This is a genomic window from Streptomyces sp. AHA2, from assembly GCF_036857595.1.
GTDB lineage: Bacteria > Actinomycetota > Actinomycetes > Streptomycetales > Streptomycetaceae > Streptomyces.
Window position 1 is genome coordinate 187,500 of the sequence record NZ_JAUQWJ010000001.1, and the last position, 12,070, is coordinate 199,569.

Annotated in this window: 13 protein-coding genes; 9 read left to right on the forward strand and 4 right to left on the reverse strand. The window is 73.4% G+C overall.

The features are described 5' to 3' along the window. Positions 1–24: 24 nt before the first annotated feature. Positions 25–441, reverse strand: coding sequence for a DUF4395 domain-containing protein (locus Q5694_RS00910; RefSeq protein WP_333929997.1), 417 nt, complete (start codon positions 439–441; stop codon positions 25–27). A gap of 78 nt (positions 442–519) precedes the next feature. On the opposite strand from Q5694_RS00910, the gene Q5694_RS00915 reads away from it, so the two are divergent. The 4 genes from Q5694_RS00915 (at position 520) to Q5694_RS00930 (ending at position 3,534) form a co-directional block, all read left to right on the forward strand. Continuing rightward, positions 520–942, forward strand: a complete 423-nt coding sequence (locus tag Q5694_RS00915; protein WP_333930545.1) for a TlpA family protein disulfide reductase — start codon at positions 520–522, stop codon at positions 940–942. Positions 943–1,016: 74 nt separating this feature from the next. Continuing rightward, complete coding sequence (locus tag Q5694_RS00920; protein ID WP_333929998.1) at positions 1,017–1,508, forward strand: flavin reductase family protein; 492 nt, start codon at positions 1,017–1,019, stop codon at positions 1,506–1,508. Positions 1,509–1,727: 219 nt separating this feature from the next. Next, on the forward strand, positions 1,728–2,516 hold the full coding sequence (locus Q5694_RS00925) for an electron transfer flavoprotein subunit beta/FixA family protein (protein ID WP_333929999.1): 789 nt from the start codon (positions 1,728–1,730) through the stop codon (positions 2,514–2,516). Positions 2,517–2,571: 55 nt separating this feature from the next. After that, positions 2,572–3,534, forward strand: coding sequence for an electron transfer flavoprotein subunit alpha/FixB family protein (locus tag Q5694_RS00930; RefSeq protein WP_333930000.1), 963 nt, complete (start codon positions 2,572–2,574; stop codon positions 3,532–3,534). A 55-nt stretch (positions 3,535–3,589) separates the two neighbouring features. On the opposite strand, the gene Q5694_RS00935 is transcribed toward Q5694_RS00930, so the two are convergent. Then, positions 3,590–4,495 (reverse strand): endonuclease/exonuclease/phosphatase family protein, encoded by a 906-nt coding sequence (locus tag Q5694_RS00935; protein WP_333930001.1) that lies wholly within the window; start codon positions 4,493–4,495, stop codon positions 3,590–3,592. A 191-nt stretch (positions 4,496–4,686) separates the two neighbouring features. Here Q5694_RS00935 and Q5694_RS00940 point away from each other — a divergent pair, with 191 nt between their 5' ends. Further along, positions 4,687–5,988, forward strand: coding sequence for a DUF6986 family protein (locus tag Q5694_RS00940; RefSeq protein ID WP_333930002.1), 1,302 nt, complete (start codon positions 4,687–4,689; stop codon positions 5,986–5,988). A 134-nt stretch (positions 5,989–6,122) separates the two neighbouring features. Then, the gene (locus Q5694_RS00945) at positions 6,123–8,003 is read left to right on the forward strand and encodes a serine/threonine protein kinase (RefSeq protein ID WP_333930003.1); all 1,881 of its coding nucleotides are present in this window, start codon (positions 6,123–6,125) and stop codon (positions 8,001–8,003) included. Here the strand turns inward: Q5694_RS00945 and Q5694_RS00950 are convergent. Together Q5694_RS00950 and Q5694_RS00955 are read right to left on the reverse strand one after the other, a co-directional pair. Next, positions 7,949–8,767 (reverse strand): hypothetical protein, encoded by an 819-nt coding sequence (locus Q5694_RS00950; protein WP_333930004.1) that lies wholly within the window; start codon positions 8,765–8,767, stop codon positions 7,949–7,951. The two genes, Q5694_RS00945 and Q5694_RS00950, sit on opposite strands and share 55 nt — an antisense overlap. Positions 8,768–8,774: 7 nt before the next feature. After that, the gene (locus Q5694_RS00955) at positions 8,775–9,839 is read right to left on the reverse strand and encodes a LacI family DNA-binding transcriptional regulator (RefSeq protein ID WP_333930005.1); all 1,065 of its coding nucleotides are present in this window, start codon (positions 9,837–9,839) and stop codon (positions 8,775–8,777) included. A gap of 194 nt (positions 9,840–10,033) precedes the next feature. Here Q5694_RS00955 and Q5694_RS00960 point away from each other — a divergent pair, with 194 nt between their 5' ends. From Q5694_RS00960 to Q5694_RS00970, 3 genes are all read left to right on the forward strand, one after another. Further along, a complete protein-coding gene (locus Q5694_RS00960; RefSeq protein ID WP_333930006.1) occupies positions 10,034–10,987 on the forward strand; it encodes an ROK family protein in 954 nt (317 codons plus the stop codon). A gap of 175 nt (positions 10,988–11,162) precedes the next feature. Further along, positions 11,163–11,636, forward strand: a complete 474-nt coding sequence (locus Q5694_RS00965; protein ID WP_443040790.1) for a helix-turn-helix transcriptional regulator — start codon at positions 11,163–11,165, stop codon at positions 11,634–11,636. A gap of 10 nt (positions 11,637–11,646) precedes the next feature. Beyond that, the gene (locus tag Q5694_RS00970) at positions 11,647–12,063 is read left to right on the forward strand and encodes a VOC family protein (RefSeq protein WP_333930008.1); all 417 of its coding nucleotides are present in this window, start codon (positions 11,647–11,649) and stop codon (positions 12,061–12,063) included. Positions 12,064–12,070: the final 7 nt, after the last annotated feature.

Here is a 12,070-nt window from a genome sequence, read left to right on the forward strand (position 1 = left end):
TCACCTCGTGCTTTTACGTGCGCATTACTCCGCGCGCACCGTCGCGCGCCGCGCGAGCAGGTACAACTCGCAGCCCAGGCAGTACCCGAACGCCGCATTGAGGAAGGCGGCCGCGAGCGCCGCGCCGGTCGCCGCGAGTCCCAGCCACCCGGGTCCCACGGTCAGGCCGACGAGTCCGAGCCCGGCGAAGAGCAGACCGACCGCCTGGGCGAACCGCGGCGGTTCGGGCGCCTCGAACGCGGTCGGCGGCCCGAGCCGGGGCCGCACGAGGCGGGTGAACAGCACGCCGTACGGCGAGCGCCGCACCCCGCCCGCCGCGCCCAGCAGGAACGCCAGCGTCTGCCACGCCAGCAGCCACGCGCTGCCCGCGATCAGGACGGCCGCCAGCACGACGGTCGTGACCACCGCGCCGAAGCGCGGCCCTCTTGCATCGATGTCCATGGGAAGCAAGCATTCCGCAGCCGGGCGCGGTGGTGGGGGCGGGAATCTTTGCGGTCTCGTGAACGCTTGCAGCAGGTGATGACCGGACTGGTGGTGTGCGTGGCGGTGCTCGCGGCGGCGAGCGCCTTCGGGATGCTGCACAAGCGGCGGAGCGGGAGAGTGCGGGTGCGCGGGCGGGACGACGGCAAGCGGCTCGATGCGGCGGACCTGGGCGCGGAGCTGGGGGAGCGGGCGACGCTGGTGCAGTTCTCCAGCGCGTTCTGCGCGCCGTGCCGCGCGACCCGGCGGGTGCTCGGCGAGGTCGCCGGGCTGGTCCCGGGCGTGACCCACGTCGAGATCGACGCCGAGGCCCACCTGGACCTCGTACGCCGGCTCGACGTGGTCAAGACGCCGACCGTGCTGGTCCTGGATGCCGGCGGCCGGGTGGTGCGCAGGGCCGCCGGCCAGCCCCGCAAGGCGGACGTGATCGCCGCGCTGGGCGAGGCGGTGGGTGGGGCGTGAGACCGTCAGTGACTCATCTCCCACCCCACGGAACGAACTTGACTGCGCCGACCATTTATCGTCAGCCTGACCGCATGCCTGCGGACCTCCTGACCACGACCGGCCTGCTGCGCTCGGTCTTCCGGCGGCACGCCGCGGGCGTCGCCGTCGTCACCGCCCGTGGCGAGGAGGGCCCGGTGGGCTTCACCGCGACCTCCCTGACCTCCGTGTCCGCCGAGCCGCCCCTGTTCTCGTTCGGTGTCGGCACCGGCGCCTCAAGCTGGTCCGCGATAGCCGAGGCCGGTCATGTCGGCGTCCACGTGCTGGGCGAGCACCAGCAGGAGCTGGCCGCCACCTTCGCCCGCAGCGGGGCCGACCGCTTCGCCCCGCCCACCGTCTGGCACGAGGGCCCCGAGGGCGTCCCCGTGCTCGACGGCGTGTCCGCCTGGCTGGTGGGCCGGATCGTGGCCCGGGTGCCGGCCGGGGACCACCGGATCGTCATCGCCGAGGTGGTGCACGGGGACGCCACGGGCACCGGCCGCCCCCTGCTTTATCACCAGGGCTCTTTCCACCGGCTCGGCGGCTGAACACCGCTTCCCACCGGGCTGCGCGACCGTCGAGTTCCGGTTACGCTGCGTTGCGAAGGTCACAGTTCAAAGCGCTTGCTTAGCGGGAACGAACTCTGTGTACTGACGAGTAATATTTCGCTCGGAGCGTGGGTCGCCCCGACCGGGATCGGCCGCTTGAGGCGCCTATGCTGCCTGCAAGAGGCAGCCGAGAAATGACGATGCAGTAGGAGAGCCGGCGTGAGCTTGAGGATCGTTGTCACTGTGAAGTACGTGCCCGACGCCACTGGCGACCGGCACTTCGCCGATGACCTGACCGTCGACCGGGACGACGTGGACGGTCTGCTCTCCGAGCTCGACGAGTACGCGGTCGAGCAGGCGCTGCAGATCTCCGAGAACTCCGACGACGACGTGGAGATCACCGTCCTGACGGTGGGCCCCGAGGACGCCAAGGACGCCCTGCGCAAGGCGCTGTCCATGGGCGCCGACAAGGCGATCCACGTCGAGGACGACGACATCCACGGCACCGACGCCATCGGCACCTCCCTGATCCTGGCCAAGGCGATCGAGAAGGCCGGCTACGACCTGGTCATCTCCGGCATGGCCTCCACCGACGGCACCATGGGCGTCGTCCCGGCGCTGCTCGCCGAGCGCCTGGGCGTCCCGCAGGTCACCCTGCTGTCCGAGGTCTCGGTCGAGGACGGCACGGTCAAGGGCCGCCGCGACGGCGACGCCGCCTCCGAGAGCCTGGAGGCCTCCCTGCCGGCGGTCGTCTCCGTGACCGACCAGTCGGGCGAGGCGCGCTACCCGTCCTTCAAGGGCATCATGGCGGCCAAGAAGAAGCCGGTGGAGTCCTGGGACCTGTCCGACCTCGACATCGAGGCCGAGGAGGTCGGTCTGGAGGGCGCCTACACGGTCGTCGACGGTGCGGCCGAGCGCCCGGCCCGTACCGCGGGCACGATCGTCAAGGACGAGGGCGAGGGCGGCAAGCAGCTCGCCGAGTTCCTCGCGGGCCAGAAGTTCATCTGAGCCCGGCATCCGCCGACCGCCCCTCATCTTCCGCAAGCAGGAGAGAAGAAGTCCCATGGCTGAAGTTCTCGTCTACGTCGACCACGTGGACGGTGCCGTCCGCAAGCCCACCCTGGAGCTGCTGACCCTCGCCCGCCGCATCGGCGAGCCGGTCGCCGTCGCGCTGGGCAACGGTGCGGGCGACACCGCCGCCGCCCTCGCCGAGCACGGCGCGGTCAAGGTCCTCACCCACGAGGCCGCCGAGTACGCCGACTACCTGGTCGTGCCGAAGGTGGACGCCCTGCAGGCCGCCCACGAGGCCGTCTCCCCGGCCGCCGTGCTGGTGCCGTCCTCCGCCGAGGGCAAGGAGATCGCCGCCCGCCTGGCGCTGCGCCTGGGCTCCGGCATCATCACCGACGCCGTCGACCTCGAGGCCGGCGACGAGGGCCCGGTGGCCACCCAGTCGGTGTTCGCCGCGTCCTACACCACCAAGTCCCGTGTCTCCAAGGGCACCCCGGTCATCACGGTCAAGCCGAACAGCGCCGCCGTGGAGGCCGCCCCGGCCGCCGGCACCGTCGAGGCGCTCAGCGTGTCCTTCTCCGCCCAGGCCACCGGCACCAAGGTCACCGGCCGCACGCCGCGTGAGTCCACGGGCCGCCCGGAGCTGACGGAGGCCGCGATCGTGGTCTCCGGCGGCCGTGGCGTGAACGGCGCGGAGAACTTCGCGATCATCGAGGCGCTCGCCGACTCCCTCGGCGCGGCTGTCGGAGCCTCGCGTGCCGCGGTGGACGCCGGCTGGTACCCGCACACCAACCAGGTCGGCCAGACCGGCAAGTCGGTCTCGCCGCAGCTGTACATCGCCAACGGCATCTCCGGCGCCATCCAGCACCGTGCCGGTATGCAGACCTCGAAGACGATCGTGGCGATCAACAAGGACGCCGAGGCCCCGATCTTCGACCTCGTCGACTACGGCGTCGTCGGCGACCTGTTCGACGTCGTCCCGGCCCTGACCGAGGAGATCAAGGCCCGCAAGGGCTGATCGCCTCCCGGCGGCAGCAGGGCCCCCGTGACCGGCCGGTCACGGGGGCCCTTCCTCATCCCAGGGTCATCGAGGCCTGTACCGGCAGATGGTCGCTCGGGTACGTCCCGTCCAGGCTGAAGGTGTTCATCCCGGCCCAGTGCGTGGTCACCCCGGGGGTGGTGAGGATCCAGTCGATGCGCCGCCCGCCGGGCACGGGCGCCCGGTAGCCGTGGTAGGTCCCGTACGCGGGACCCCGCGAGGCCGCCGCGTCCCAGGTGTCCACCAGGCCGATCCCCAGCATGAGGTCGTACACCCGGTCGTGGTGGGCGGCCGCGTTGAAGTCGCCGGTGACGATGACGGGCAGCGACCGGTCCCAGCCGGCGACCGTCTCGCCGATGAGCCCCGCGGAGCGTTCCCGGGCGTACTGGCTGACGCTGTCCAGGTGGGTGTTCAGGACGTAGAACTCCCGTCCGCCGTCGGCGAGATCGGCGAAGCGGACCCAGGTCACCATGCGCAGCCAGTCCGCGTTCCACGTGTTCGACGCGATGGTGTACGGGGTGCCGGACAGCCAGAAGTGATCGAACTCGATCGGATCGAGTCTGCGAGTGTCGTAGAAGACCGCCATGAACTCGTCCTTGCTGCCGCCGCCGCGACCGGTGCCGATCCAGTCGTAGTGCTCGCCCAGATCCGTCTCGATCATGCGCACCTGCCGGTAGAGCCCTTCCTGGGTGCCGATGACGTGCGGCCGCTCGCGGCGCAGCAGTTCCCGCATCACCGGCCGGCGCACGGACCAGCGCGGTGTCCCGTCGACGACGGTCGCGAAGCGCACGTTGAACGTCATGACGTCCAGGGCGCCCGCGTGCCCGCCGGCGGTGGCGGACCGGGTGGGGCCCGCGGTGGTGAGCAGCGGTCCTGCGACGGCGGCGGCGGCCGCCGCCTTGAGTCCGCGGCGGCGCGTCACTTGGGCCTCGTTCGGCACGTGGTCCACTCCCTTGCACGTCGGGATGAAGGTTGCCTGCTGAATACGGAAGATGAGGTCGGGACTGCAGCCACTGGGACGCACGGATACGGAATCGCACGTCACGACGGTGTTGACCAGGCCGCAGGTCGGCCGATAGCTTCGCTCTACGGATTGTTGATTCCGCAGAGCGGAAAACGGGAGGGTTCGGGATGGGTCAGGGCCAGCAGGAGAAGGTGGCGACGAGCCTCGCGGGCGCCGTCAGTGAGGAGATCAGCGCCTCCCTCGCGCCGGTCGACGCCGAACTGGAGCGCCGCTACCCCGGAGACCCCGGCACCCGCCAGCCCGTGCACACCGTCTACGTGCCCGGTGACGCCTTCGCCGCCGACACGATCCGCGCCTGGGGCGACCGGGCCCTCGCCGCCCTCGACGAGCACGCCCCCGACCCCGCCTCCTTCGCCGCCGTCCTCGGCATGCCCGAGGAACTGGCCGGGCCCGTCCACGCCCGGGTGCGCGCCAAGCTGGAGCGGGAGCCGATCGAGGACCTCCGCGTCGACTTCGAGGACGGCTACGGCAACCGCCCCGACGCCGAGGAGGACGAGGCAGCCGCCCGCGCCGCCCGGATCGTCGCCGAGGCGGTCGCCGACGGCACCGCCGCCCCGTACACGGGCATCCGCATGAAGTGCATGGAAGCGCCCGTGCGCGCCCGGGGCATCCGCACGCTCGACATCTTCCTCACCGGCCTCATGGAGGCCGGCGGCCTGCCCGCCGGACTGGTCCTCACCCTGCCCAAGGTGACCTACGCCGAGCAGGTCACCGCCATGGCCCGGCTGCTGGACGCCTTCGAGGAGACCCACGGCCTGGAGCCCGGCCGGATCGGCTTCGAGATCCAGATCGAGACCAGCCAGTCCATCCTCGCCGCCGACGGCACCGCGACCGTCGCCCGCATGATCCAGGCCGCCGAGGGCCGCGCCACCGGACTGCACTACGGCACCTTCGACTACAGCGCCTGCCTCGGCGTCTCCGCCGCCCACCAGGCGAGCGACCACCCCGCGGCCGACCACGCCAAGGCCGTCATGCAGGTCGCCGCGGCGGGCACGGGCGTACGGGTCTGCGACGGTTCCACCAACGTCCTGCCCGTCGGCCCCACCGAGAAGGTCCACGCCGCCTGGCGCCTGCATTACGGCCTCACCCGCCGCGCCCTGGCCCGCGCCTACTACCAGGGCTGGGACATGCACCCCGGCCACATCCCTACCCGGTACGCGGCCGTCTTCGCCTTCTACCGCGAGGGCTTCGAGCAGGCCGCCGCCCGTCTCACCCGCTACGCCAACCGCTCCGGCGGCGACGTCATGGACGAGCCCGCCACCGCCAAGGCCCTCAGCGGCTACCTGCTGCGCGGCCTGGACTGCGGCGCCCTCGACATCGGGGAGGTCGCCCGGCTGACCGGTCTGACCCGCGCCGACCTGGAGGCGTACGCGATGCCCCGGCGCGGGGACCTGACGGCGTCCGCCTGAGGACCGGCGGCACCCGTACGTACCGGCCCTGTCACAGCTGCCCGCACCGGCCGGGCCCGCCACCGCCGCCCCGTAATCTGTACGCCACACCGGCGCCACAGCCGGTCCGACGGGTCACGGGAACGGGGCAAGCGGTGTCGACGGGGGAGTACGGGCACGACGAGGGAACCGGCCGCCTGCTGGCGGGCCGCTACCGCGTCACCGGCCGGCTGGGGCGCGGCGGCATGGGGGTCGTGTGGAAGGCGGTCGACGAGGTCCTCGGCCGTGAGGTCGCCGTGAAGGAACTGCGCACCTACACCGACGTCGCCGGTCCCGAACTGGCCGCGCTGCGCCTGCGCATGCAGCGCGAGGCACGTGCGGCGGCCCGGGTCCGCCACCCGGGCGTCGTCGCCGTGCACGACATCGCGGAGGCCGACGGCCGCCCGCTCATCATCATGGAACTGGTCGACGGGCCGTCCCTGGACGACGTCCTGCGCGAGCGCGGCACGCTCGACCCGCGCGAGGCCGCCGGGATCGGCGCCGAGGTCATGGACGCCCTGGCCGCGGCCCACCGGGCGGGCGTGCTGCACCGGGACGTGAAGCCCGGCAACATCCTGCTCGACCGCTCCGGCCGGGTCGTCCTGACCGACTTCGGCATCGCCACCATGGACGACCCGGGCGACGGCTCGGCCACGCACCTGACCCGCAGCGGCGAACTCGTCGGCTCCCTCGACTACTTGGCCCCCGAGCGCGCCCAGGGCGCCGACCCGGGGCCCGCCTGCGACATCTGGGCGCTGGGCGCCACGCTGTACGCGGCGGTGGAGGGCGCCTCGCCCTTCCGCCGGACGTCCACCTTCTCCACCCTCGCCGCGATCGTCAACGAGCCGCTTCCCGAGCCACGCCGGGCCGGTCCGCTCGGTCCCGTCCTGCGGCGGCTGTTGGACAAGCGCCCGGAGTGCCGTCCGGAGGCCGGCCGGGCCCGCGCGCTGCTCGGGTCGGTCGCGGACCCGGGCAGCCCCGACAGGCCGACGTCCACGCTGCGACGCGGTGCGGCAGCCCCGTCCCCGTCCCCCGGGACCGAACGCGGCCTGCCCTCCGTACCGCCCGGCTTCGGCCCGCCGCAGCCCGTCCGGCCGCGGACGTCCCAGCCGGATCAGCCGGTTGATCAGGGGAGTGCGGCGCCGGGCCCCGGGTCCGAACGGTCCGGCGAGGCGACCCGGGGTTCCGGGCCCGGGGTGTCCGGCCGGCAGGAGACGTCCGGGCCGGGGGTGAATCCCGCCGCCTTCGACGTCACCGCAGCGAGCCCGGCAGCCGCCGCCCCTGCCCGGCCGGGGCAGTGGCCCCCGGCCGGGCAGGGGCCCATGCGCTCCGCGCCCCGGCGCCGCAGGTCCCGGGCCCTGCTCGCCGCCGCGGCCGTCACGGCCGTCCTCGCCGCCGCCGGGACCACGGCCGCCCTGCTCGGGGACTGGGACGGCGCCGGGCCGGATGCGCGCGCCGACGCCGCGGCCTCGCAGCCCGGCCGCCCCGACGACGGATCCAACGCCCTCAGGCCGACGGCACAGCCGGACGGCGGCAGGACCGAGCCCGCCGGCAAGGAGGGGTCACGATCTCCCGGGCAGTCCGCAGCGCCGTCGCCCGAAAGGTCGCCGGAGGGCAGGACGCGCGGCGACACCCCGGACGGCGACGACTCCGCCACCTCCACGGCCGGCACCGGCGAGCAGGGCACGACGGGCGGCGGCAGGGAGTCCCAGGCGCCGGCCTGCCACGCCGTCGGCGGCGGCAAGTACAACTGCCACGTCTGGAAGACCGCCGCCTCGTACACCGCCTCGGGCACGAAGGCCGGCATCCTCAACGCGGGCACCAACTACTTCTACTGCCAGCAGAACCTCGGCCGCCGGGAGACCGACGGCCGCTGGACGAACGTCTGGTGGGCGAAGACCGACGACGACAGCGGCAACCGAAACGTGTGGGTCAGCGACGTCTACGTCAAGGGCGGCGACAACGACGCGCCGGTCCCCGGGCTGCCGTACTGCTGAGCGCGCGCCGACCACACCGCCGCGTACCGCTCGAGCCCCGAGGACGTCACCAGCTCCTCCTCGGCGAACAGCCGCGTGCCCCGTTCGCACAGCCGCCGGTCGGCCCGGGCCCGTGCGCAGAACTCCTCGGGCAGTGCGCCGAACAGCCCCCGCAGGCGCGGTAGTTCCGCCAGCAGGCTGCCGAGCAGCTCCCGCTGACCCGGGTGGAGGCGGGGCGCGCCGGTGCCGTCGTGCAGGACGCCGTGCCGGTTGACGTAGGCGAACACCCCGGGCAGGCGGCTGCCGTCGGCGAGTTCGACCCGAACGCCGGGGTCGGGCAGCCACGCCCGGTCGAAGTTGCCGCCCGGCATCGGCACGCCCTCGCTGGCGTCGATCGCCGCGAGCTGCCCCCCGTCGAGCCAGAGGACGAACAACCGCCGTACCGCGCCCGGCGCGAGGACCGGGGAGGCCGAGACGTACCCGGCCAGGCTGACATGGGCCGACACCCCGGCGTCGACGCCGGTGACCCTCGCTCTCACCATCGGCAGCGGCGACGTGGCCCCGGCCGCCCGCAACTTGTGCCGCAGCTGGCCCGGGCAGCCGTTGGAACCGATGGCGAGGACCGGTGTGCGGTCCTCGTGGCGGAGGCGGTCCAGCGGCAGGTACCGCTCGCCGTCGAGCAGTCCGGAGTCGGCGGGCCAGGCGCCGGGATAGAGCAGCGGCTCCTCGCGCGGCACCCCGTCCAGTCCGAGTGCCCGCAGCGTGCGGTCCGCGTCCTCGCCCATCGGCCGCTCAGTCCGCCGGTGGCAGCTCGCCCGAGCCGCGGGTGATCAGACGGGTCGGCAGCTCGATGCGCTCGGGTGGGACCGCGGAGCCGTCGAGCTGCCGGAAGAGGCGTTCCGCGGCGGTGCGGCCGATGGCCGCGGCGTCCTGGGCGACCACCGTGACGCCCGGCTGGAGCAGGTCGGCCAGCTCGATGTCGTCGAACCCGACGAGGGCCACGCGGCGGGAGTGCTCGGCGAGCACCCGGATCACGGTGACCGTCACGCGGTTGTTGCCGGCGAATATCGCGGTGACCGGATCCGGGCCGGCCAGCATCTCCTCGGCGGCCCTGCGCACCCGCTCCGGGTCGGTGACCCCGAGGGACATCCAGGAGTCCGCCACCGGTATGCCGGCGTCCTCCATCGCGGCCCGGTAGCCGCGCAGCCGCTCGGCGGCCGTGTGGATACGGGGCATGTCGCCGACGAAGCCGATCCTGCGGTGGCCGTGGGCGATCAGGTGGGCGACCCCGTCGCGGGCACCGCCGAAGTTGTCCGACAGCACCACGTCGGCGTCGATGTGCCCGGCCGGGCGGTCCACGAACACCGTGGCGACACCCGCCTTCAGCTCCGGCTCCAGGTACCGGTGGTCGTCCCCGGCCGGGATCACCACCAGCCCGTCCACCCGCCGCGCGCACAGGGCCAGCACCAGCTCCTGCTCCCGGTCCGGGTCCTCGGCGCTGGAGCCGTTGATCAGCAGGGCTCCGTGGGCCCGGGCGACTTCCTCCACGGCCCGGCTCAGCGGACCGTAGAACGGGTCGGCGAGGTCCTCCAGGACCAGTCCGATGCTCGCGGTGCGGCCCTTGCGGAGCACCCGCGCGCTGTCGTTGCGGCGGAAACCGAGGGCGTCGATCGCCTCCTGGACCCGTCGCTCCGTCTCCGGCGTCACGCCGGGCTCCCCGTTCACGACCCGGGAGACCGTCTTGAGGCCGACCCCGGCCCGGGCGGCCACGTCCTTCATGGTCGGACGGTTGCCGTAGCGCGTGGCGGATCGGAGGTGGGTCTGGGGCACGGTGCGGTGTCCTGTCCTGTCGTCCACGGGGTGCGTAGGTCCGGGGTTTTGTATGAGGATGTGGCGTCGAGCATAGAGCCTGGACAACGTTGTCAGCCTCGGGAGAGACTGTCCACCGCAATCTCCGGCCCGCCCCGCACCGGGGAGCCGGTACGTGGTTTGCCCTGCTCGATGGCTGTTCTCGGCATTTTTCACATGGTTAACGGGGAGATCCGACACTGATGCACACCGACCTAGTGGCCGCGCTCGACATCGGCGGCACCAAGATCGCGGGCGCTCTCGTGGACGGCGGCGGCCGGATCCTGGTCCGCGCCCAGCGGCCGACGCCCGCCCGCGAGGACGGCGACACCGTGATGCGGGCCGTCGAAGGGGTGCTCGGTGAACTCACCGCCTCGCCGCTGTGGGGTCAGGCCACGGCGGTCGGGATCGGCAGCGCCGGACCCGTGGACGCCTCCGCGGGCACGGTGAGCCCGGTGAACGTCCCCGGCTGGCGCGACTACCCGCTCGTCTCCCGCGTCCGCGCCGCCGCCGGGAACCTGCCGGTGGAGCTGATCGGCGACGGTGTGGCGATCACGGCGGCCGAGCACTGGCAGGGTGCCGCCCGCGGCCACGACAACGCCCTGTGCATGGTGGTCTCCACGGGCGTCGGCGGCGGTCTGGTGCTCGGCGGGCGGCTCCACGCCGGCCCCACGGGCAACGCCGGCCACATCGGTCACATCAGTGTCGACCTCGACGGCGATCCGTGCCCGTGCGGCTCGCACGGCTGCGTGGAGCGCATCGCGAGCGGCCCCAACATCGCCCGGCGCGCCCTGGAGAACGGGTGGCGGCCCGGTCCCGACGGGGACACCTCCGCCGCCGCGGTGGCCGCCGCCGCCCGGTCCGGCGACCCGGTCGCCGTGGCGTCGTTCGAACGGGCCGCACAGGCCCTCGCGGCGGGGATCGCGGCCACGGCCACCCTCGTGGAGATCGACGTCGCCGTGATCGGCGGCGGCGTGGGCAAGGCGGGCGAGATCCTCTTCGACCCGCTGCGCAAGGCCCTGGGCGCCTACGCGACCTTGTCCTTCGTCCGGAACCTGACCGTCGTCCCCGCCCGGACGGGCACCGACGCCGGGCTGGTGGGCGCCGCCGCGGCGGCCCTGGCCAAGCGGACGGACCCGGCGGGCGCGGGCGTCTGAGACCGGGCAGGAACGTTCAGGCGCCCGCTCCGCCCGCGCAGCTCGCGGAAAGACGACCACCACCGCGCCACGGCCTCCCACCCGGCGCGGGCGTCCTCCTGGCGTTGTCCGGGCCGGTCCTCGCGGACGGCCGGTCCGGGCCAGGGATGACGGGTCCGTTCCGGAACACGACCGCATGTCCGTGCGATGTGGCACGATCGCGCGTGTGAGCAGCAGACCCGTCCCGGAGCAGCGCCTGCGCGACCTCGCCCGGCTGCGCCGGGTCAAGGACCGGATCGACCGGGAGTACGCGCAGCCCCTGGACGTGGAGGCGCTGGCCCGGGGCGTGCACATGTCGGCCGGGCACCTCAGCCGCGCGTTCCGGCAGGCCTACGGGGAATCGCCCTACAGCTACCTGATGACCCGGCGCATCGAGCGGGCGATGGCACTGCTGCGCCGCGGCGACCTCGGCGTCACCGAGGTGTGCTTCGCGGTCGGCTGCTCCTCGCTCGGCACCTTCAGCACCCGCTTCGCGGAGCTGGTCGGCATGCCGCCCAGCACCTACCGGCGCGAGGCCGCGCGCGCCACGGCGGGCATCCCGTCGTGCGTGGCCAAGCAGGTCACCAGACCGGTCAGGAATCGAGAAGCGCCCGCAGCGAGCCGAAACTAGCGTGATGGCCATGGACCTCACCATTCACGCCAGCTTCCTCCCGCACGACGACCCCGACGCCTCCCTGGCGTTCTACCGCGACACCCTCGGCTTCGACGTGCGCAACGACGTCGGCTACGGGGGCATGCGCTGGATCACCGTCGGCCCCGCCGGCCAGCCCGACACCGGCATCGTGCTGCACCCCCCGGCCGCCGACCCCGGTGTCACCGAGGAGGAGCGCCGCACCGTCGCCGAGATGATGGCCAAGGGGACCTACGGCGGCATCGTCCTGGCCACCTCCGACGTCGACGGCGTCTTCGAACGGCTGCAGGCCGGCGACGCCGAGGTCGTGCAGGAGCCGGTGGACCAGCCGTACGGCGTCCGCGACTGCGCCTTCCGCGACCCCGCGGGCAACATGATCCGCATCCAGGAGCTGAAGCAGCAGTAGCCACCCC